Source organism: Wolbachia endosymbiont (group A) of Anoplius nigerrimus, assembly GCF_947251795.1.
GTDB lineage: Bacteria > Pseudomonadota > Alphaproteobacteria > Rickettsiales > Anaplasmataceae > Wolbachia.
In genome coordinates, this window is the sequence record NZ_OX366385.1 from 242,378 (window position 1) to 261,818 (window position 19,441).

Genomic DNA, 19,441 nt, shown 5'->3' on the forward strand with positions numbered 1-19,441 from the left:
ACTGAGTAGAAAGAAGTTAAGAAGTATGGTATAAGGTACATTTTAAGATGTACCCAAGCGATATAAGTGACAAAGAATGGAAGACAATAGAGCCATATTTTGAACCTAAAAAGACCGGCAGACCAAGAAAACATAGTATTAGAACAATTATTAATGCAATCCGCTATATGATGAGAACAGGATGTCAATGGAGACAACTGCCTAAAGATTTTCCACCATGGAAAACCGTATATAGTTGTAATTCGCGCTTGAAAAAAAGTGGAATATGGCAAGAAATTCATGATTTTCTAGTTAAAAAAGTAAGAGAGATGATTGGTAAAAATAAGACTCCATCAGTAGGTATAATTGATAGCCAGTCAGTGAAAACTACTCAAAAAGGGGATCCAGAGGATATGATGCTGGCAAAAAAATAAAGGGCAGAAAACGCCATATTATTGTAGATACTGTGGGTCTTGTAATTGCTGCTGAAGTACAGAGTGCAAGTATTCAAGATCGTGATAGTGCTCTAAATCTTTTTGCCCAAGCTAAATGCAAAGTTCCAACTTTACGTAAGTTTTTTGCTGATCAAGGGTACATAGGTAAATTACAAAACAGATGCTTATTGGAAACGGGATGTTTATTAACGATTGCCAAGAAAATAGTTGATACAGGATTTCAAGTTATTCCCAAACGTTGGATTGTTGAAAGAACTTTTGCCTGGCTTTCCAATTTTAGGCGCATGAGTAAAGATTACGAGCATTCTCCTCTCACCTCAAAAAACTATATCTTCTTTAATATGATCACTATTATGCTTCACAAATTAGCTCATTCTTCAGTTTGAAGACATGCTCTTAGAGGTAAAAAAATGAATACTACAGTAGAAAAAAATAATCCAAAAATTTTTCCTAAAAATGAAGGAAAGATTAACTCAAAAGACATGGTTGCCCCACCTGTTCCTCCGAAATCTTCCCAAGCTAAATTTGCTGGAAGGCGAGCAATTTTTGAGCAGAATGGAACACCAAAACAACCAGCTAAAAACACCTCTGATAATCTTGAGAGAACATTTGGTCCAAGAATGCAAAATTTGATGAAAAATCATAATATTGACATTCATGAAAGCACTAATAAATTAAATGCAAGAGAGAAAGAAAGAGAAAACCTAGGCTCTGTGGACAAAAAATATGAAAAGAGAGAAAAAGATGGTAGTTTAGCCTAATAGGTAAAAAATGGAGAAACTACCATATGCAATATTACATCAAAGAGGAAAATTGGAAACAAATTTTAGAGTTCATAAAAAGCGTAAAAGGAATGCACAGCAAAGATGAAAAACGTTTAAGAATATTCATAGAGGCAGTGTGGTACATAGTGCGAAGTGGTTGCCAATGGAGACTTTTACCAAAAACTTATGGTAATTACAGGAGTATACATAAGCGATTTAAAAGATGGTGTGAAAGAGATGTCTGGAAAAAATTGCTTGAATATACTAAACAAGAGCCTGATTTAGAAGTTGCTATAATCGACGGTACGATCATCCGAGCCCATCCATGTTCATCTGGATATACAAAAAACTCCAAGGATCAAGAAGCTTTAGGGAGGAGCAAAGGTGGCTTTACAACTAAAATACATGCGCTTGTCGATGCACTTGGAAATCCACTTAAATTTACTCTGACTCCTGGTCAAAGAAATGAAATTACGCAGGCACAAGTGTTGACCGAAAGTATCTATAACTCTACTGTAGTAGCTGACAAGGGCTACGATAGCAATGCCTTTGTTACAAGTCTTGAAGACAAGGGATGTACAGTAGTTATTCCGCCAAAACGGAATCGAAAAGTGCAAAGGTATTACGATGAGCATATCTACAAAGAACGTCATTTGATTGAGTGTTTTTTTGGTAAAATTAAAAATTTTAGGCGCATTTTTTCCAGATTTGATAAAACTGCTGAGGTTTTTATGGGTTTTCTCAATTTTGTTGGAGCTCTTGTATGGCTTCTCTAAAATTTTGTCCACAGAGCCTAGGAGTAACAGTAAGGAAGACCTTCGTAAACCTGATGCTTCACATAATGACAAATCTGCAGGTAAAAAATTATCTAATGTCAATGTAAGCGAATTAATCAGAAAGTTTGAACAAGGTAATGACATAGTAAAAGGGCGTTAATCAAATGTTACCCTATCTTTGTATATGTGAAGGTAGGGTATCTTTTCAAAATAGTATATCCTTTATAGCTTTGTTAATTTTTGACTCCCTCTCTGCAAAAGCAGTTTCTAGAGAGGTTTTAAGTTTTTTCCATTCTTCTTGACCATTTGTTTGAGCCAAGATTAGAGACTTATACTCACTCTTAATCTTCTCCAGCGCTTTTTGATACGATGAATCTAATTCCTCATATATATCAATATTTATCGATTGCAGTATTACCAAAAATGAAAACAAATTCGGATCAGGTAATTCTTCCTTTATATAATTCAGAAGACACAGCTTTATTTTTTTTACGCAGTATTCTATTGTTTTTAACGATAGTGACAGGCTTTCTGCATAAAATATAAAACTATCTACAATCAAATTTTTTGACTTTTTCGGTAATTTAATATTTTCAAATAGTTCTTTTGTAAATTTTTTTATCGGTTGTTTTGGCAAATGTAAAGAGAGATCAGTAAAAGATTTTAGGTCAAAATTTGGTCCAAGTATTGTGCTGATTGCTCTTTGTACATTACTCTTATCTTTACTTACAGAAATAATGAAAACCAGCCCCTCCACATCAAGCATATACTTTATAGATTCCAAAAAATCGACAACGAATTTAGGACGGCACACATCAAGATTATCTACCATTATATAAATGTTTTTGTCTTTTCTGATTTTATTAACCACATCCGCTAACTGTATTTTGAAATCTCTAGTACTCTCTTTTCTTCTTTGGAGAAGACTTAATTCACTCAAGACAAAACCTATGTCTTTTTTATCAGCCTCTTTTGCAGCATCAAGAAATACTGAAAGCATAGCAAGTGGAGATTTACTGATCAGCTTTCCTATTGTGTTTAGAGAAAACAGTTCTTTGTTTATGTTCTTGAACTGTTGTATAACGCTTCTTTTTACTTCATACGATGCAAATAAATCTTCAAATAGAAAATTTAAAAAAGAAGGAAGCGGTTGATCCAGTGCATTGATATCCCATGCGTTATAATAAGCTGCGATTTCATTTTGCTGTTTTAACTCTTTTACCCACTCTTTCAGAAAAAATGTCTTACCCCATCCGTCATATCCTTCTAAAGATATTATTGTAAAAGACTGATCAATTGTTTTAATTATAGTGTTGAATTTACCTGAAAATTGCTTATAGTTTAGGCGGTCATTTTTCCAAGCCACCACTTTAAGTGGTGGCGCTATTCCTTTCTTTTTGAATGTTACTAGCGATACAAGTTTTTTTAAGCACATGTCTTATTTTATATTTAACTCATATTCTTGTCTTGAAGTGAGGGCTGCTTTTAGTGTTCCTTCATCTAGATAGTCAATTTCTCCGCCCATTGGTATGCCACAAGCAAGACGTGATATTTTCACATCCAAATTTTTTAGCAACTCAATTATATATTGTGCAGTAACTTGGCCCTCCAATGTCGGATTAATTGCAATAATTATCTCTTCAACTTTAGATTTTGTCACTCTTTCCAGAATAGTATCAAGGTTAAGTTCTTTTGGACCTATGCCATTTATCGCAGACAATCTACCACCCAAAACGTGGTATAAACCTAAATATATACTTCCTTTTTCAAACGCCCATAGATCACCTAATTCTTCTACTACACACAGTAACTTAGCGTCACGTTTTGGGTTAGTACAAATAGAACAAGGTGATTTAGTATCTAGATTTCCGCAAACTTCACACTCTATTATAAGATCTGCTAGCTCTTTAATCAAAGATGCAAGTGGTAGCATAACTTTTTCTTTGTTTTGGAGTAAATGTATAACTAACCTGCGTGATGATGATGGACCTAAACTTGGCAATTTAGAGAAAGCATGAACTAGATTTTTTATGTTAATGTTCATTCAATAAATTCAGAATAGTTCATCAAATGGTAACATCAAACCCTTTGTAAAGAAAGTGGTAAGTTTCTCTTGATCCCACTTTGATTAGCTATAGAAAAAATTTTTTACTCTAATGCAAAAAATTACTTTCGCATACTTAAAGCCTGATTATAATAGACTTCCTGCATAACCATATAACAAACTTTTATTGGGAATAGAAACAAAAAAACTTCCTTGACAAACTCCGCCAGCCCCCTTATCATGGTACTGAAGCTATTTATTTATCTTCGCAATCTGCAGATTAAAACGACAAAGGGAACTTTGTATTTGGCGTAAATCATGCTTAATTTTTTGCACTATGTGCACCTCATGTCTTTATAAAACTTCTGGGTTTCTACCTATACAAGCCGAAACGCGCTTATAAAGCGTTTAAGACATCAAAAGACGTCAAATAGAACAAGGGAGAATTTGAATACTAGCTACCCTAGGTTTTCTTTGCCTTTTTTTCTGCTTAGTAAATTTCTTAAACATTCAAACTAAGGTGAGTTGCATTTAAAAGCAGCTAAATTGCAGTGTTTAAGACTTAAAAAACGCCAAATACTGAAAATAGACAATGACCAGGGCTTCTTTTGCCTTTTTTTTATTTGGTAAATTTCTTAATATTTATAGCAACATGAACTGGGATGATACTATTATAGAGTGAAATGAGATCCCAGTGTCAAGCACTGGGATGACAGAAGAAGGTGCTGGGATGACAAGAAGAGGGCACCGCCGTCATAAAGGAACCAGTGTCAGCTACTTGGATGATGTCTCACCATGTCATCCCAGTGCGTGACACTGGGATCTAGCCTTTATTATGCAACCACTTATTTAAAGTTAAGTTTTCTGGATCCCAGTGGGCTTTGTTGCATCGCACCTTATGCGGTAGTAATTTACGATAAATTCATGTAGCCATTTCGAATTTAGCCATACCAATGTCAGTAAATTGATTAAGCAAATAGCACTTAATGAGTAGTTCTTTTCCACGATTTACTTCGGACTTATTCCTAAAGCTGAATCCAAATATTTGCTTTAATCTTGAGAAAAACCCTTCAATGTGAGCTCTCTTTCCATAATTTACTTCTTCTTTCCACTTTTTTATGCAATCATATGACTTTATTAGTCTAACAGCAGCATTTCTATCATCCATGTAATCCAATTTTTGGTGCTCTGTTGCGTTGTTTTTCGGAAGAACTTTTGTCTTTATACCAAACTTGTTACATAATTCGTAAAGCTTATGCCTGTCATATGCTCTATCCGCATATAATACCTTTACAGCATGAACTTCTTCTAACAAATCGCAAGCTCCATAGTGATCTGAATAAACTCCGCTGCTGTATTTTGCAGCTATGGCTTTTTTTGCTGTTTATATTCAACATTACGTGTAGTTTCTTTACTTGTTCATAGCTGCGATACTTTCTATTTTCGCTATTTTCCTTGCTGTGGCCAGGAGTGTTGTTATAAATGCTGATGCTTGTGCTATCTATAGCAATTTCGATATCTTCCATATTATCTTTATCAATTCTGCAATCATTTATCTTAATATTAAGTTTCTTAAACCTTCTTGAAGCCTGAGAATAGCTGATAACTTGCAAATTTTTCCCAATTTGCTCAAGGTATCCTGCTATAAATCCAACTGTTTGCCTCAAACCTATTCTGAATAGATGGGTTATTATATGTATCAAAATCACCACTTTATTGCTGTAAATATTGTTGCCACCCTGCATTTTTGGCCCAATTTCATACCAATTTTCTATGGCTTCGTTGATATAACGAAAAATATTTCCTCTTTTTTCTAGAAATTTGTTATATTCGTTTTGGTTACTGACTCTCATTTTTTGTGGCATATTTTTTCTTCAACAGTTGAATGGCTATTTTATAATGAATTTTGTCAGTAACTGCCAGATTTTTTCGGTTGCTATGCAACAAAGCCATCCCAGTGTCACGCACTGGGATGACAGGGGAGGGAGGCACTGGGATGACAGGAGAAGGAGGCTACTTTCATGACATCATCCTTTTTCCTGGATCCAAGTAGTCAGGGCACTGGGATGACACCTTGACAATTTGAAGAACCGTCATCCCGCTACTTGTTAGCGGGATCTAGAGATACCGTGACGGTATAGCTATACCTTTTTTCTACTTAGGTTATGCAAGAAGTCTATTATTGCTGGTCGTATATTATTCAATTTGTAACTTTATTTTTCATAATTAATTATTGACACTGTCGATAATCTAGTTATTATTAATATTCTATTGGTTAATGAGGTAAAAAATGTCTACATCTAACCTTAAAATTTCGATTGCTGCTTTATCATTATGTGTATCTGCCGTTGCAATTTATATACATCTTCCTTATGTTATTGCAGCAGTTTCTGGTTCTGGTGCAATTGAAGTAGTTCCCTTAGCAATTTTACTGTTTCTGCGATTGTTGCATTGGCTTCAGCAATATATCTTATTAGACTGGCCGCTGGAGAAAAGCCTGCTAAGCAAGAATCACAGACAGAAGTTGATAGTGGTACTAGTTCACAGCATAAATCAAGTGTGCCTACTTCCCCTTCACAGTCTCCGCAAACATGTGATAGTGTACCACCACCTCCTCCTCCACCGCCTGCTCCAAATTCAAATGGAACTTCTTTGCCAAAACGTGATGCTTTTCTTAAGGAAATAGAACAAGGTATGAAGCTCATAAGCAAGGAAGAGCGTGACGAGAGGTTAAAGGAACAGGCAGCAAAGAAGTCAAGCAATAAAGGAGATGGGCAAAAAGAAAAAAAGGAACAGGCAGAGAGAAGGGAGAAGCAGGAGAAAGTGAATAGTAAGATGCAAGATCCATCTGCTCTTTCTATTAAGGAAAAGGCTAAGATGTTTGGAAATTGGTGGTAAAAGAAGAGAAGTGTGTGGTATTTCCCTTCCTTTTCAAAATAAGTTTACCTACAAGTCTGATTGTATTAAGATTACTTAGTACAATCAGATTTATTAAATGCGTTTATCCAAGTATTACCTGCCAACTCTAAAGGAAAAGCCTGCCCATGCTAAGATTATTTCCCATCAATATTCTTTGCGTGCAGGTTTAGTAAAACAGGTAGCATCTGGCATTTATTCCTGGTTACCACTTGGTCTGCGCGTGCTTAAAAATATTGAAGACATCATCAGAGATGAAATGGATAAATCTGGTGCAATTGAAGTGTTAATGCCTTGTGTGCAACCAGCAAATCTTTGGCGAGAATCAGGGCGTTACGATGATTACGGTAAGGAAATGTTGTGTATAAGGGATAGGCATGAGGAAGACATGCTTTTCGGGCCAACGCACGAGGAGGTGGCAACTGATTTAATTAGAGATGTGGTAAAAAGTTATAAAGATTTGCCACTTTGTTTGTATCATATTCAGTGGAAATTCCGTGATGAGATAAGACCACGTTATGGTGTTATGAGGGGTAGGGAATTTTTGATGAAGGATGCGTATGGTTTTGATGTGGATTACGAAAGTGCACAGAATTCATATAATTTGATGTACAAAACTTATATCAAGATCTTCAAACGCATGGGCCTTACTCCAATTGGAGTGAGAGCGGACACTGGGCCAATTGGAGGAAATTTGAGCCACGAGTTTCATATATTGGCAAACACTGGTGAGAGCACTTTATATTATGACAATAAATTTTCTGAACTACTAGAGAGTGAAGATGTTGAAAGTTTGAAGAATATATATGCAGTTGCAGATGATATGCACGACCCTAAAACTTGCCTTGTGCCGCAAGAGCAGTTAAATGTTAGTAAAGGTATTGAAATAGGGCATATTTTTTATTTTGGCGACAAATACTCAAAGCCTATGAAGGCAAGTGTTACTTCTCAAGATGGAAAAAATGTCAATATACATATGGGTTCGTATGGCATTGGGGTTTCAAGGCTTGTCGGTGCAATAATAGAAGCTTTTCATGATGATAAAGGAATTATCTGGCCAGAACCGGTGGCTCCTTTCAGAATTGGTTTAATCAATTTACAACCGAAAGTAACGGAGGCTGCAGATAAAATATACAAAGCTTTGAAGAGCGATGAAGTGCTTTACGATGACACGGAAGGAAGTGTAGGAGTAAAATTTGCTAGAATGGATCTGATAGGCTTGCCGTGGCAAATAATTGTCGGAAAAAAGGCAATAGATGAAAAGATAGTTGAAGTAAAAAATAGAGCAACTGGAGAGGTAAAGGAAATGCAGATTGAAGAAGCAATAAATCACTTTAGCACAAAATGATACACGGTATCGGCACTGACATAGTATATATACCAAGAGTATCGAGGATATTACAAAAATACGGGGAAAAATTTCTCAATAGAATCTACACTAAAAAAGAAATAGAGCTAAGTAGAAAGTATAATAGTCAAGAAATGCGAGCAAGGTATTTTGCTAAACGCTTTGCAGCAAAGGAGGCTTTTGTTAAAGCACGAGGTAGTGGTCAGGGTATTATAATGAAAGATATAGAAATATACAGTGATGTGAGAGGAAAACCATATATTGCTGTCAGAAAGGATTTTCTCTCCAAAATTCATCTTTCTCTGAGTGACGATGGAGATTACGCTACTGCATTTGTTATAATTTGCGTCTAGCAGATATTGTTTCAATTTATGCAGTTGACTTTATGCTACCCGTAGCATATGCAACAACTAAAAAAACATAGCAGTTTTTCTATGATTTGAGTATAATTCCAGCTTTACCTAAACAGAAAATTTAATGTTAATGTATCTTTCCTTACCATTTTTTATTACTGAGAATTATTTATTAATTACTGCGTTGATTCCACTTTTAAGTGCTTTTGTTATCTTTACTGGTAAATGGCCAAAAGTAAGCAGTAGCGTTACTGTCACTTCTTCTGTACTTCTGTTTACGTATACGTGTCTATGCACTTTATATTGGGTGTATGATGATCATTCTCAATTTATTCTCATGGATTTTGGTAATAATTTGCACATTAGTTTAAAGCTAGAGTCTACCGGAGTAATATTCAGTTTATTAATATCGTTTTTATGGATACTAACCAGTATATATGCAATATGTTATATGCAGAATAACTATGCTGATAGCAATCACTCAAGTTTTCTATGCTTTTTTTCAATATCGATTAGCTGTGCAATGTTTATTGCTTTTTCTGGAGATTTGCTCACTACATTTGTTTTTTATGAGCTTCTAACTATTAGTACATACCCTCTGGTTACTTACAACTCAACAAATGAATCAATGATTGCAGGACGCTATTACTTTGGCGTGCTATTTTTCTCTTCTTTGGTATTGTTTTTTCCTGCAATAGGCCTTTTATATAATGAATTTCATACTTTAGACTTTGTAAGCGGTGGAATATTCAAATTTGATACTTCACTCATCACTTTCATTGCAGTGTGTTTTGCTATGCTGATTTATGGAATAGGAAAAGCTGCATTAATGCCAATGCATTTTTGGTTACCAAAAGCAATGGTTGCACCAACTCCTGTGAGTGCACTATTACATGCTGTTGCTGTTGTGAAATCCGGAGTTTTCATCATCATAAAAGTTATATTATACACTTTCGGCGTCGATAACATGCAACGTTTTGTGCAGCAAAATTGGTTTGCTGGAGGGTGGCTTCCGTATGCTGCTGGATTTACTATTATTACTGCATCATTGATTGCATTAAAGCAAAAAGAATTAAAGAAATTGCTTGCTTATTCTACCATCTCTCAATTGTCGTATATTATATTATTTGCTTCAATTTTTAGTGAGCTCAGCATGAGAGTTGCAATTTTTCAATTAGTTTGCCACGCATTTGCAAAAATCACTTTGTTTTTCATTGCCGGAGCAATAATAACGAAAACAGGTGAGAAATATATAGATAGAATTCACGGTATAGGACGCAGTATGCCAATTAGCATGACGGCATTTGCTATAGGTGCATTGTCTATGATAGGGGTGCCACCTGCTCCGACTTTTTGGGGTAAATTTCTCATTTTTCAAGCTGTTTTCAACTCTGGCAATGTAATACTTTCTGTGTTTGTAACTCTAGTGTTAATTGTTAGTACTATACTTAACGCTCTGTACTTTTTACCGATAATTTACAATGCCTTTTTCTTAAAACCTTCTCAGAATTACTTTATTAAAAAAACGCCAATTCTTCTAGTTTTACCTCCAGTTATTACCGCTACATGCACTCTAGTTATTTTTTTAGCTACCGAGTAATATTTTAAAATCTGTATTTATAACCATTAACAATAAATTTAAATGGTATTATACCAGCCAGAGTTGCTTTTATACTCGACAAAGTGAAGCTAATCTCCACAGTATGATCTTTCACCTTCTTGCTTTGCTCAGTTGTAAAAACTACAGTAGCATTTCCAGCAAATGTAACTAAGTCCTTTGTTGATCGGTCAATAGATAATGTTATTACATTTATGTTGGCAATTTTTCTTTTAGATGAAGGCGAATTACCAGCTTCACTATTCGTTTTTTCCTGAAAGCCTTGATAGATTTTATGTATAGAATTGTTTCTTATAAAATTTTCTTGGTACTTCGGTTCAATGATCTTAATGGACTCGTATATTTCAATGTATTTACTTATTAAGTACCTCGCTGTGGAAGTGTATTCATCTTCCTTTTTACTGAAACTAAGCTTATGCATCGCAGAGAACTCATCTTCTGTGTGGTTCATATACTTCACAAAATTTAAATCTTTTTTAACAGGAAATAACAGGTATATGTTTAATATTAATAAACATAAGCATACTAGGAGAAGCGATACTATTAATGCCATCCAAGATCTTTCTGCTACACAAAACAGATACCTATGGCAGTACCATTCGACTGCTTTACTGAAATAACTTTTGTTTTTTACTGATTCAAGCAATTTATCTTCCATAACACAATGCTACCAAACCCAATTATAATAACAATAAGATTAGATATTCTAAAAAACTTTAAAATATGTCTAAATTTTCCAAAATAGGATGAATGATTATATCACCTTGTTCCGCAATAAGGTAGAATTTATCGATTTTGCTCACATCTACATTGATCATTTTTACACTGAAATTTTCAGGATTGTAAATATTACTTTCAGCGCTTTTGTGATAATTATAATAATGTAATTTATTTTGATCATCAAAATAACCAAATTCATCAGCGAGGGCTCCCACTTTGCTACCTTTACCACTTTTGACTAGCCTAAATAGATCAATTACATGGTTTTGAGATTCAGGCTCAATAGGCCCTTCCGCAGCAAAAAACTTAGGTGCATGACCAACGTATTCCTTAAATTTTAGATTATGAGTCTTTTTTACACTACCAAAATCCACAAACTTATATTCATCTGAAACGCCAGAATATTGTGGATCATACTTTTTATATTCAAAAAACTCATTACCTAAAAAATTACAAAACGTTAATTTATAATCATCATGATCGGATTTTACGACTTTAAGGTAATGAAAATCTCTAGGCTCTGTGGACAAAATTTTAGAGAAGCCATACAAGAGCTCCAACAAAATTGAGAAAACCCATAAAAACCTCAGCAGTTTTATCAAATCTGGAAAAAATGCGCCTAAAATTTTTAATTTTACCAAAAAAACACTCAATCAAATGACGTTCTTTGTAGATATGCTCATCGTAATACCTTTGCACTTTTCGATTCCGTTTTGGCGGAATAACTACTGTACATCCCTTGTCTTCAAGACTTGTAACAAAGGCATTGCTATCGTAGCCCTTGTCAGCTACTACAGTAGAGTTATAGATACTTTCGGTCAACACTTGTGCCTGCGTAATTTCATTTCTTTGACCAGGAGTCAGAGTAAATTTAAGTGGATTTCCAAGTGCATCGACAAGCGCATGTATTTTAGTTGTAAAGCCACCTTTGCTCCTCCCTAAAGCTTCTTGATCCTTGGAGTTTTTTGTATATCCAGATGAACATGGATGGGCTCGGATGATCGTACCGTCGATTATAGCAACTTCTAAATCAGGCTCTTGTTTAGTATATTCAAGCAATTTTTTCCAGACATCTCTTTCACACCATCTTTTAAATCGCTTATGTATACTCCTGTAATTACCATAAGTTTTTGGTAAAAGTCTCCATTGGCAACCACTTCGCACTATGTACCACACTGCCTCTATGAATATTCTTAAACGTTTTTCATCTTTGCTGTGCATTCCTTTTACGCTTTTTATGAACTCTAAAATTTGTTTCCAATTTTCCTCTTTGATGTAATATTGCATATGGTAGTTTCTCCATTTTTTACCTATTAGGCTAAACTACCATCTTTTTCTCTCTTTTCATATTTTTTGTCCACAGAGCCTAAAATTTGTTTCCAATTTTCCTCTTTGATGTAATATTGCATATGGTAGTTTCTCCATTTTTTACCTATTAGGCTAAACTACCATCTTTTTCTCTCTTTTCATATTTTTTGTCCACAGAGCCTAGGAATCTTTACTTCCTCTTCCGTGATATGATTACGTACAACAAGCTCACCATTTAGCATATGATAGCCAATTTTTGGCAAAGTAGCTATATTGATTGCCTTGTTTAGCTTAAAATTTGCTTCATAAATGCCACTTAACAACTCCTTTCCTTTTTCTAAGGTGACGTCCTGGTCTAAAGCTATATTCTTGATTGAACTTAATTCTTTTTGCATGTTCAGTATGGCTTTTGTCAAAACTTCTATTGATTGCCATACAGTTAATTTATTATCAGTCAAATTATATACTTCAAGTATTAAATTAACAGGATTTTATCATGAATTTATGTTAAAAGTATTATATTTCGTAAACTTATGTCATGATATTAACTACATTAGCTAAAACATGCTTTTTATCTAAGTGGAGTTGCTTAGCAACAACAAAAAGTTCATCTATTTTTTTCCACTGACTTAGCAGAATTTCAACATCATTTACCTCTCTCTTTATGCTTTCTAAAATGAAAGCCTGAATTATATATGATGCTAGTTCGATTTCGCTATTAATTACTTTATTAATCATATTGGGATTCTTTAAATCATGAAGAAATTTATAAAAGCATTTGTATGCTTCATAAGCATCACTACTTATTGCATTTATTATCATTCCTGGCATTCCAGGAAATAAAGTAATCATTTCATCAAACGTTTGATCATCAAACTTACATTGAGATGAAGCAACTTGCTTTGTTTCATCATAAGTTAATGGGAGTAAATTTAGCTGAAAGCACCTACACAAGATAGTGGTTTGTATATCATATGGCTTATGGCTAATTATAAATATCTTAGAATTTTTTGGCGGCTCTTCTAATATTTTCAATATTGCGTTTTTAGCGTTATTAGTCATTGCCTCTAAGCTATCTATTATAGCTATTTTGTGTTCTGATTGAATGGGACTTAAGTGTAGAAAGTTTTTCATTTCTCTGACTTTTTCTATTCCGATAGTATCACCTTCAACAATGTGTAAGTCCAATGCTACTTCATTATAGTTTTTTATGAGTAACCAATTGGAGAAGGATTTTGCAAGTGTTGCTTTTCCTATACCTTTTTTACCACAGATCAGCCAAGACTGAACAGATAAGTTGTTCATTAATTTTTTTTTGGCCTGGTTGTGACCTATTACTCTTTTCATTTTTTCTCCTATAGATCTTAGTTTGAAAATGCATTGTTTACTGTTTGTAATAAAATTGCACCTTCCCTTAAAACCTTAATCTTATCTTCGGTTAAGTCAATAATAGTAGATTCTATACCAGAAACTAATTCGTCATCTTCAATCACTACAGATAAATGTTGCTTAATGGATTGTGGTATATCGTCTGCCTTACATACACTTTTTTCTCCTGAAATATTTATACTAGTTGCCACTATTGGAACTTTTAGTTTATTTAATATTGAAATTGCAATAGGATGCTCAGGGATTCTGATGCCTATACTATCTTTAAAGAATTCGTTTGGCAATATATTGTTGTTTTTAAGTGGTAAAATATAGGTAATTGATCCAGGAGAAAAGTGGTTTATTAAATCAACATATCTTTCCTTTACCTTTGCTATTTTTGTCAAATTGTAAATATCACTAACAAATATAGACAGTGGTTTATTTTGAGAACGTTTCTTTATCTGATATATTTTTCCTATAGATTCATTATCTAGTGCATTACAGGCAAGAGCATACACTGTTTCTGTTGGAAAACACACTAACAAGTTGTTCTGTATTGCATTTATTATTTTAGATACCATATAGCTCAAAACTTATTCATAACAACCAGATCAATTTTGTTGCATTGTATTTTATATAGTAACTACTAGTTTTTGTGAACGTAATGCAACGCAGCTTACAATTTGTTATGCAGACTTGCTACAACCCAAACTCTTCATTGACTTTATCAACTATTGCCTGTGGTGGATCCTCTCCCCATCCTGAATACAAAATCTCTCCATAGTCTGCAACATCTATAGAGCCAGTTCTGCTTTTTGCTAGAAACATTTCTCTTTTCTCTTTATCAACTAATACATAATGCCACGCTGATTTTCCACGATCTTTACCACGGACTAAATATATAAAATCTGACCTACTTCTTTTTGTTGCATCAGCAAAAGATCTTTCATTGACAGTTCTGCTTTTACTTTTTATGCCGCCACTTTCAGAAAAAGCTTTCTTGGATTCGGTTTTTTTGTTTGCTAATTCAGAAATTTTTCCTTTTTCCCCTAATGCCCGTTCTTTGGTGTTTTGAGACGAATACTTACTGGAAAAACCTTCCCCTGTACCGCCAGGAGTCCTGTTTGTGAAACGCTTAATAAATGAATTATTGTCGTTGTTTTCTGCCATAAAAATCTCCAAACTTTAGATTGTAGAATCCAAATTTTTACTACACCTTATCATATGTTAATTAAATTAATATAAATGAAAAATAATATAGTAATTATTACAGGAATTACAGCTTCAGGTAAATCAGAATTATGCGATAACCTGATAGAAAAATATGGAAATATTAGTATAATAAATTGTGATTCAAAGCAGGTATACAAAGAAATTCCCATAATTACTGCTCAACCACTAAAGCAAGAAGAATTTTATAAATTATATGGTTATGTTTCAGCAAAAGAAAATTATTCCGTGGGTCTATGGTTAGAGGATTTAGAAAAAGAAGTTAATCACGCATTAGAAAATGCTCAAATACCTATCATCACTGGAGGAAGCGGGCTTTACATCAGCAGTTTAATCAAAGGCTTATCATCAATGCCACAAATAAGTCAGAAAGTAAGGAAAAATGTAAGCGAATTAAGGAAAAATTTAAGTAAAGAGGAGTTTTACAAATTAGTGCTAAGCAAAGATCCAAGGATTCAAGGTAAAGTATTCATGAATGACTCGCACCGCCTTTCAAGGGCACTTGAAGTTATCACTGAAACTGGCAAGTCGATTTTCGTATGGCAGAAAAATCGACAGCCTCCTTTATTCAATAATTTTAAGATATATACAATTTTGCCTAAACGTGAGGATGTATACCAAAAAATAAATTCTCGTTTTATCAAAATGATTGAAAATGGAGCAATTGATGAAGTAAAAAAGCTACTTAACATGAACCTAGCCCCACATTTGCCAGCTATGAAAGCACACGGAGTGCCAGAAATTATAAAGTACTTGAAAGGTGAGATTACTTTAGACGAAGCGATACAGATTGCTCAAACCAATACAAGACACTACGCGAAACGTCAGTATACTTGGTTTAAAAATCAATTTCCGAGTTCTAAAGTAATTGATTGTGCAAATAAGCTTACAGAGATTGAGATATCTTAATCATTATCAAGGCTAAGTCCTACCCTTATCGTGGGTAAGTGACTCTACACTGTTCACTTTCAGTTGCTTATCCAAGTCATGCTCTATTTTCAACTTAAATCCTAGCTTCTCGCAGAATTCGTAAAAATACTCCTTAATGACATCAAATAAATTTCTGCCATCAATTTTGTAATCTCTCAATTTTCGAGGAACAGTGAGCGACAATTTACCATCTTCATATGTTACATCTTTGTCACCTTGAGACTTAAGTGTGAATTCTAGCGAGCTATCCAATTTACATAATTCTTCTTCCAGTTCTGCAAAAGTGCGAACTGCAATTTTTTCTTCAATTCTGATTGCCGCATGACTTGGATCACTACAATTAATATGTGTTACATGATTAGACTGAAACAATAACCCATATGTTTCAGCTAAATGAAGGATAGGTCCTCCTTTACCATACAATGCACCCACATAAGCAGCCTGGTTACAATTAGTGATTAGTTCTTCTAGAATAGAATCATTTGGAACTTCTGCTTCAGCATATTCAAATAGCTCTGTAAAAACTTGTTTTACAAATTGGCGGTACTTATTTTTGTCATTTGAAATGAGGTTGGTATGTTTATTATATAATTCATCAACAAGCTCTTTTGTTATAACTTTGTTCTGAATAACAAGTTTCATTCTTGGAAGATCTACGTACATAGTTGCACCAGAATTCGCTTCAGCATTATCTTTACCAGCCCTCAACCTGCTAAAACCAAACTTTTCTGCTTGAGCTTTTAGTGTAACTATTGGATTTTCCTTTTCTTGTGGTATAAAGCTATTCATTGTTAATACCCTGTATATGAATTACTAATAGTATAATAGTACATAAAAATAATTAATAAGTCAATAAAAATATTTTATATACACGCAAGTTCTATGATAGCAAACAGTGCATGGCTTGACCATAAGGTGACAAGATTTTAAAAAGGCTCTATAACAGTTTTACACATGTATGAATCTCAATGAGCAATCAGATTTTTCTAAATAGCAAGCTAGAGAATATACCTAAGTTCCATTCCGCAATATTGCCTAAACTTTGTGGTGGGGACAAAGTGGTGGACCTGCTATTTTATAGGCCGCTCAGTTATGTGGATAGAAGTAAGTCACTACTTGATGCTCAAGTTGGAGAACTTACAACTTTCATGGCAAAAGTTTATGAACATCAGCCGCCTACTTTTAGAGGTAGACCATATAAAATAGTCGTTGAAAGTGAGAGTCAGTATATGTTCATAGTCTTTTTTAATTACTCAGTTAAGTATTTATATAAACTATTTCCAACTGGAGCTTCTGTAATCATCAGTGGCAAGCTCGAAAAGTTTGCTGAACATTGGCAAATTACTCATCCAGATTACGTGTCGCTTGACATCAACCAATTTAAAGAAATAGCTTGCATAGAGCCAGTCTACCAATTATGCCGTGGCATTACCAATAAGAGCATTGGAAACATAATAAGCTCTAACCTGAAAGAATTGCCTGATTTGCCAGAGTGGATAGATGATACATTAATCAAGCAAAAAAAATGGCTAAGTTGGAGGGAAAGCATCATAAAGTTGCACAGGCCAAGCTCATTGGCGGAAGCCGAGGTTTGTAGAAAAAGGCTTGCTTATGATGAATTGTTTGCGTATCAGCTAGCACTGAAACTTGCAAGAGAGAATCATGTAAAAGAAAGGGGAAGAGAATTTATAGTATTGAGTAAATATAAAGAGCAAGTTTTAAATGAATTATCGTTTCAATTAACAAACGATCAAATTCGTGCAATAGATGAAATTTCAGAGAGGCAAAAATCCAAGTATCGCATGATAAGCTTGCTGCAAGGTGATGTTGGTAGTGGCAAAACCGTAGTTGCACTTTTTACGATGCTAAATATGGTAGAAAACAACATGCAGGCAGCTCTAATGGCACCGACTACTATCTTGGCGGAGCAACATTATAATTGGATTGAGGAAGTTTTATCCTGTACCGATATAAAAGTTGCTCTGCTTACTGGTAAAACTTCGCGCAAGGAAAGAAAAATTATCATGAACGAACTTGCAAGTGGTATTTTAAATATAGTAATTGGCACCCACGCGTTATTTCAAGCTAACGTTATATTTAAAAATTTAGGGCTTGCAGTCATAGACGAACAACAGCGATTTGGAGTGATGCAGAGAAATCGCTTGGTAGGAAAAGGAGAAAATGCCGATATACTTTTCGTTACTGCAACTCCCATTCCAAGAACCTTGCAGCAAGCTATGTATGGTGACGTTGAATGTTCAATTTTGAAAGAAAAACCAAAATCCAGATTGCCAATAAAAACTGTAACTATGAACATTAGTAGGGTGCCAGATGTTATTGAAAAGCTAAAAGGTGCTATAAACAGGGGCGAAAAAGCATATTGGATTTGTCCATATATAGAAGAAAACGAAGAGACCAATATTGCTGCAGCAGAGATGCGTTTTCAAGAATTACAAAAAACATTTCTTGATAAAGTTAGTATAATACATGGAAAATTGACTCAGGAGCAGAAAGATCAAGTTATGTTTTCCTTCAAAAGAAATGAATTTTCTCTGCTTGTTGCAACCACTGTGATAGAAGTTGGTATAGATGTGCCAGATGCAACCATTATGATTATAGAAAATGCAGAGCAATTTGGGTTATCGCAATTGCATCAGTTAAGAGGCAGAGTAGGGCGAGGAAACAAGCCATCTTTTTGTGTATTATTATACGATAATTTAAGTAAAAGCTCATCTTCAAAGTTAAAGATCATGTGTGAGTCACAGGACGGATTTTACATTGCTGAAAGGGATATGATGCTAAGAGGCAGTGGGGATATTTTAGGCACAAAACAATCAGGATGTATGGAATTTAAATTTGCTGATTTATATCAGGACAGAGAGCTGCTCAACCTCGCGTATAATAACGCAAAAGGTGCAATGGCTGATTTTGAATTACTGCTTGATATATTTGAATATAGAAGTAGATTACATTTTTCAAAATTTCAGTAGGAAAACCAGGTAGCCCGCAGAAGTGAAAAAGCTGCTTGACACCCTTCGCCAGCCCCCTTATCATGAAAATGAAGCTATTTATTTATCTTCTCTGTACAGATTAAATGACAAAAAAACTCACGTATCTGGCGTCTCATGTTTAATTTTTTGCACTATGTGCACCTTATGTCTTTATAAAACTTCTAGGTTTTTACCTAATATAAGCTAAAATGCGCTTATAAAGCATTTAAAACATAAAAAAACGCCAACTTAAAAAATGGATAGTGAATAACTAGCTACCCTAGGGTTTCTTTTGCCTTTTTTTCTGTTTAGTAAATTTCTTAATGTTTATAATTTAGGTTAGTTGCGGCTTAAAAGCAGCTGAATCGCGGTTATTAAACGTTTAGAATAAAAAAACGCCATACTTGAAAGTATAATGTAAGTAATTAGCCAACCACGGGGCTTCTTTTGCCTTTTTTTTCACTTGGTAAATTTCTTAAATATTTATGGCTAAGAGAGCCCAAGAGAGGTCAGCGCGTGACGCTGGAATCCCAAAAAAAGGATGATGTCATCCGAGTAGCTGACACTGGGATGGCTTTGTTGCGTAGCAACCGAAAAAATCTGGTGGCTACTGACAAAATTCATTATAAATAACCATTT

General features: G+C 34.4%; 18 protein-coding genes and 3 pseudogenes. 10 read left to right on the forward strand and 11 right to left on the reverse strand.

Annotated elements, in window-relative coordinates; all coding sequences use genetic code 11:
- The first annotated feature begins 47 nt into the window (after positions 1 to 47).
- Genes OPR26_RS01335 through OPR26_RS01350 form a run of 4 tightly spaced genes read left to right on the forward strand, consistent with a single transcriptional unit; the run spans position 48 to position 1,974 of the window.
- Positions 48 to 413, forward strand: a complete 366-nt coding sequence (locus OPR26_RS01335) for a transposase (protein WP_264731180.1) — start codon at positions 48 to 50, stop codon at positions 411 to 413.
- Between the two features lie 20 nt (positions 414 to 433).
- A complete protein-coding gene (locus OPR26_RS01340; protein WP_265016251.1) occupies positions 434 to 820 on the forward strand; it encodes a transposase in 387 nt (128 codons plus the stop codon).
- A 24-nt stretch (positions 821 to 844) separates the two neighbouring features.
- The gene (locus OPR26_RS01345; RefSeq protein ID WP_265016014.1) at positions 845 to 1,195 is read left to right on the forward strand and encodes a hypothetical protein; all 351 of its coding nucleotides are present in this window, start codon (positions 845 to 847) and stop codon (positions 1,193 to 1,195) included.
- Between the two features lie 26 nt (positions 1,196 to 1,221).
- On the forward strand, positions 1,222 to 1,974 hold the full coding sequence (locus tag OPR26_RS01350) for an IS5 family transposase (protein ID WP_264702259.1): 753 nt from the start codon (positions 1,222 to 1,224) through the stop codon (positions 1,972 to 1,974).
- A 205-nt stretch (positions 1,975 to 2,179) separates the two neighbouring features.
- Here the strand turns inward: OPR26_RS01350 and OPR26_RS01355 are convergent, their stop codons facing one another.
- The 3 genes and pseudogenes from OPR26_RS01355 to OPR26_RS07450 form a co-directional block, all read right to left on the reverse strand.
- Entirely contained in the window at positions 2,180 to 3,409 is a 1,230-nt protein-coding gene (locus OPR26_RS01355; RefSeq protein WP_265016015.1) for a KAP family P-loop NTPase fold protein, read from the reverse strand.
- 3 nt (positions 3,410 to 3,412) lie between these two features.
- Complete coding sequence (gene recR / locus OPR26_RS01360) at positions 3,413 to 4,012, reverse strand: recombination mediator RecR (RefSeq protein ID WP_253302922.1); 600 nt, start codon at positions 4,010 to 4,012, stop codon at positions 3,413 to 3,415.
- Between the two features lie 928 nt (positions 4,013 to 4,940).
- Positions 4,941 to 5,883: pseudogene (locus OPR26_RS07450) on the reverse strand (IS5 family transposase).
- Between the two features lie 586 nt (positions 5,884 to 6,469).
- On the opposite strand from OPR26_RS07450, the gene OPR26_RS01375 reads away from it, so the two are divergent.
- The 4 genes from OPR26_RS01375 (at position 6,470) to OPR26_RS01390 (ending at position 10,235) form a co-directional block, all read left to right on the forward strand.
- Positions 6,470 to 6,916, forward strand: coding sequence for a hypothetical protein (locus tag OPR26_RS01375; protein WP_265016018.1), 447 nt, complete (start codon positions 6,470 to 6,472; stop codon positions 6,914 to 6,916).
- A 97-nt stretch (positions 6,917 to 7,013) separates the two neighbouring features.
- Entirely contained in the window at positions 7,014 to 8,282 is a 1,269-nt protein-coding gene (gene proS, locus OPR26_RS01380; RefSeq protein ID WP_265016019.1) for a proline--tRNA ligase, read from the forward strand.
- Positions 8,279 to 8,635, forward strand: coding sequence for a holo-[acyl-carrier-protein] synthase (locus OPR26_RS01385; RefSeq protein ID WP_265016020.1), 357 nt, complete (start codon positions 8,279 to 8,281; stop codon positions 8,633 to 8,635). Before proS ends, OPR26_RS01385 begins: the two co-directional genes overlap by 4 nt.
- Positions 8,636 to 8,759: 124 nt before the next feature.
- Positions 8,760 to 10,235, forward strand: a complete 1,476-nt coding sequence (locus OPR26_RS01390; protein ID WP_406827526.1) for a proton-conducting transporter transmembrane domain-containing protein — start codon at positions 8,760 to 8,762, stop codon at positions 10,233 to 10,235.
- 4 nt (positions 10,236 to 10,239) lie between these two features.
- On the opposite strand, the gene OPR26_RS01395 is transcribed toward OPR26_RS01390, so the two are convergent.
- The 7 genes and pseudogenes from OPR26_RS01395 to OPR26_RS01425 all read right to left on the reverse strand — a co-directional run bounded on the left by OPR26_RS01395 (position 10,240) and on the right by OPR26_RS01425 (position 14,822).
- Positions 10,240 to 10,911, reverse strand: a complete 672-nt coding sequence (locus OPR26_RS01395) for a VirB8/TrbF family protein (RefSeq protein WP_265016021.1) — start codon at positions 10,909 to 10,911, stop codon at positions 10,240 to 10,242.
- A 58-nt stretch (positions 10,912 to 10,969) separates the two neighbouring features.
- Positions 10,970 to 11,491, reverse strand: a pseudogene (locus tag OPR26_RS01400) (hypothetical protein); the annotation flags it as partial.
- A 16-nt stretch (positions 11,492 to 11,507) separates the two neighbouring features.
- On the reverse strand, positions 11,508 to 12,260 hold the full coding sequence (locus OPR26_RS01405) for an IS5 family transposase (protein ID WP_264702259.1): 753 nt from the start codon (positions 12,258 to 12,260) through the stop codon (positions 11,508 to 11,510).
- A gap of 200 nt (positions 12,261 to 12,460) precedes the next feature.
- Positions 12,461 to 12,739, reverse strand: a pseudogene (locus OPR26_RS01410) (hypothetical protein); the annotation flags it as partial.
- Positions 12,740 to 12,812: 73 nt separating this feature from the next.
- Positions 12,813 to 13,628, reverse strand: coding sequence for an AAA family ATPase (locus OPR26_RS01415; protein WP_265016024.1), 816 nt, complete (start codon positions 13,626 to 13,628; stop codon positions 12,813 to 12,815).
- 17 nt (positions 13,629 to 13,645) lie between these two features.
- On the reverse strand, positions 13,646 to 14,233 hold the full coding sequence (locus OPR26_RS01420) for an L-threonylcarbamoyladenylate synthase (RefSeq protein ID WP_265016025.1): 588 nt from the start codon (positions 14,231 to 14,233) through the stop codon (positions 13,646 to 13,648).
- Positions 14,234 to 14,351: 118 nt separating this feature from the next.
- Positions 14,352 to 14,822 (reverse strand): hypothetical protein, encoded by a 471-nt coding sequence (locus tag OPR26_RS01425; protein ID WP_265016026.1) that lies wholly within the window; start codon positions 14,820 to 14,822, stop codon positions 14,352 to 14,354.
- 75 nt (positions 14,823 to 14,897) lie between these two features.
- Here OPR26_RS01425 and miaA point away from each other — a divergent pair, with 75 nt between their 5' ends.
- Positions 14,898 to 15,791: a tRNA (adenosine(37)-N6)-dimethylallyltransferase MiaA gene (gene miaA / locus OPR26_RS01430; protein ID WP_265016027.1), complete on the forward strand. Its 894-nt coding sequence runs from the start codon at positions 14,898 to 14,900 to the stop codon at positions 15,789 to 15,791.
- Positions 15,792 to 15,803: 12 nt separating this feature from the next.
- Here the strand turns inward: miaA and OPR26_RS01435 are convergent, their stop codons facing one another.
- Positions 15,804 to 16,601 carry a hypothetical protein gene (locus OPR26_RS01435; RefSeq protein ID WP_265016028.1) on the reverse strand — a complete coding sequence of 266 codons (798 nt, stop codon included), beginning with the start codon at positions 16,599 to 16,601 and terminating at the stop codon, positions 15,804 to 15,806.
- Between the two features lie 179 nt (positions 16,602 to 16,780).
- Between OPR26_RS01435 and OPR26_RS01440 the strand changes: the two genes are divergently transcribed.
- Complete coding sequence (locus OPR26_RS01440) at positions 16,781 to 18,802, forward strand: ATP-dependent DNA helicase RecG (RefSeq protein ID WP_265016029.1); 2,022 nt, start codon at positions 16,781 to 16,783, stop codon at positions 18,800 to 18,802.
- Positions 18,803 to 19,441: the final 639 nt, after the last annotated feature.

Excerpts from the sequence above, each read along its gene's own strand:
- OPR26_RS01335 (WP_264731180.1), top strand. The coding sequence starts at position 48 with ATGTACCCAAGCGATATAAGTGACAAAGAATGGAAGACAATAGAGCCA.
- OPR26_RS01345 (WP_265016014.1), top strand. The coding sequence starts at position 845 with ATGAATACTACAGTAGAAAAAAATAATCCAAAAATTTTTCCTAAAAAT.
- OPR26_RS01350 (WP_264702259.1), top strand. The coding sequence starts at position 1,222 with ATGCAATATTACATCAAAGAGGAAAATTGGAAACAAATTTTAGAGTTC.
- OPR26_RS01355 (WP_265016015.1), bottom strand. The coding sequence starts at position 3,409 with ATGTGCTTAAAAAAACTTGTATCGCTAGTAACATTCAAAAAGAAAGGA.
- proS (WP_265016019.1), top strand. The coding sequence starts at position 7,014 with ATGCGTTTATCCAAGTATTACCTGCCAACTCTAAAGGAAAAGCCTGCC.
- OPR26_RS01385 (WP_265016020.1), top strand. The coding sequence starts at position 8,279 with ATGATACACGGTATCGGCACTGACATAGTATATATACCAAGAGTATCG.
- OPR26_RS01390 (WP_406827526.1), top strand. The coding sequence starts at position 8,760 with ATGTTAATGTATCTTTCCTTACCATTTTTTATTACTGAGAATTATTTA.
- OPR26_RS01395 (WP_265016021.1), bottom strand. The coding sequence starts at position 10,911 with ATGGAAGATAAATTGCTTGAATCAGTAAAAAACAAAAGTTATTTCAGT.
- OPR26_RS01405 (WP_264702259.1), bottom strand. The coding sequence starts at position 12,260 with ATGCAATATTACATCAAAGAGGAAAATTGGAAACAAATTTTAGAGTTC.
- OPR26_RS01415 (WP_265016024.1), bottom strand. The coding sequence starts at position 13,628 with ATGAAAAGAGTAATAGGTCACAACCAGGCCAAAAAAAAATTAATGAAC.
- OPR26_RS01420 (WP_265016025.1), bottom strand. The coding sequence starts at position 14,233 with ATGGTATCTAAAATAATAAATGCAATACAGAACAACTTGTTAGTGTGT.
- OPR26_RS01425 (WP_265016026.1), bottom strand. The coding sequence starts at position 14,822 with ATGGCAGAAAACAACGACAATAATTCATTTATTAAGCGTTTCACAAAC.
- miaA (WP_265016027.1), top strand. The coding sequence starts at position 14,898 with ATGAAAAATAATATAGTAATTATTACAGGAATTACAGCTTCAGGTAAA.
- OPR26_RS01435 (WP_265016028.1), bottom strand. The coding sequence starts at position 16,601 with ATGAATAGCTTTATACCACAAGAAAAGGAAAATCCAATAGTTACACTA.
- OPR26_RS01440 (WP_265016029.1), top strand. The coding sequence starts at position 16,781 with ATGAGCAATCAGATTTTTCTAAATAGCAAGCTAGAGAATATACCTAAG.